Origin of the sequence: Promicromonospora kroppenstedtii DSM 19349 (assembly GCF_000515355.1) — a bacterium.
GTDB classification, from domain to species: Bacteria; Actinomycetota; Actinomycetes; order Actinomycetales; family Cellulomonadaceae; genus Promicromonospora; species Promicromonospora kroppenstedtii.
In genome coordinates, this window is record NZ_KI911636.1 from 1 (window position 1) to 1,427 (window position 1,427).

Annotated in this window: 1 protein-coding gene and 1 pseudogene; both read right to left on the reverse strand. The window is 75.5% G+C overall.

Going from position 1 to position 1,427, the window contains the following annotated elements; translation table 11 throughout:
* A partial coding sequence (locus tag PROKR_RS07410; protein WP_245605735.1) for a M81 family metallopeptidase occupies positions 1-1,006 on the reverse strand: 1,006 nt, incomplete at its 3' end.
* Between the two features lie 139 nt (positions 1,007-1,145).
* Positions 1,146-1,427 (reverse strand): annotated as a pseudogene (locus tag PROKR_RS34225) (hypothetical protein); the annotation flags it as partial.

The window sequence follows — 1,427 nt, forward strand, 5'->3', positions numbered from 1 at the left end:
GGCCGCCGTCGGCGGGCGGGGCCGCGAAGACGGGCTCCGCGAGGAGCCGCGCGAGGGTCCAGGTGACGTCGCCCGCCCCGCCGGCCATGGGGTTGTCGCCGGAGTCCGACAGGACGAACGGCCGCGCGTCGCTCGCCAGGACCGCCCGCAGGCACTCCTCGTACGTGCCCGCCGGGGCGACGAGCGCGAACTGGTCGCGCGCGTCCCAGTACCGACGCGCCAGCCGCGCGGCCTCCCGGGTGATGACGGCGTCGTCGTCGCCCATGACCACGACGGCGGCCCGAGAGCGTGGCTCGTCCGCCCAGGCGTACCCGACCCAGAGGGAGGCGTCGAGCACGCCGTCCAGCTCGCCGACCCGTGCGACGTCCTCGTAGATGCCCTTCGCGGGCTCCAGCCGGGTGCTCGTCCGCTCCCCCGGCAGCAGCACGGGCACCTGCACCCAGGCCTTGCGCGGCCGGCCCGCCCCGTGGATACGCCGCAGCAGGTCGGTGGCGGCGCGTTCGCGCGCCTCGTCCTCGTCCTCGTGCGGGGCCGTGCGGTGGCAGGCGATGAGGTCGACGGTCGCCGCGAGCTCCCGCGACACGTTGCCGTGCAGGTCCATGGACGCCGAGACCAGGCAGTCCGGCCCGACGGCGGCGCGCACCGCCCGCGCGAGGTCCGCCTCCGCGTCGGTGTACCCGAGCACGGCCATGGCCCCGTGGATCTCCAGCAGCACGCCGTCGAACGGGCCCTGCGCCTCCAGCGCCAGGCCGATCTCCGCGCGGACCGTCTCGTAGACGTCCGTGAGGACGGCGCCGCCCGGGAGTGCCCCGGCGCGCAGGATCCCCACCCACTCGGCCTCGCGGCGCAGCGCCGTGCCGTCGCGCAGGAACGGGTACCGCCGGACGAGCTCGTTGCCGCGCAGCAGGGTGAACGCCTCCCAGCCCGAGCGGTGCGGGGAGAACGTGCTGGACTCGATGGCCATGCCGCAGATCGCGATCCGCGGTCTCTGGTGGGTACGGGTCACGCGCGCAGTGTAGGCGGGGCGGGTTACCGGTTCGTACCCGTTCGTCCCTGGCGAAACCGGTCCGTACCCGCCCGGACGCGACAGGACCTCAGGTCATCGGGGTGACCTGAGGTCCTGTCGGGATGCCCGCGGGGCGGGATCAGTCGTCGCCGCGGTCGTCGGCGTCGTCGTCGGCGTCGTCCGGCGTGTTGTCGGCCGGGCTCTGGTAGTTCGCGTCGTCCGGCGAGTCGGCCGACTGCGCCGAGCCCGCTGTGTCGACGGCCGACTCGTTCGGCGAGTCCGCCGACTCCGGCGACGGGTCGTAGTTGGCGTCGCCCGGCGAGTCCGCGGACTGCGCGGAGCCCGGGGTGTCGACGGCCGACTCGTTCGGCGAGTCCGCCGACTCGGGCGACGGGTCGGCGGCGGCCGCGCCGTCGTCGGC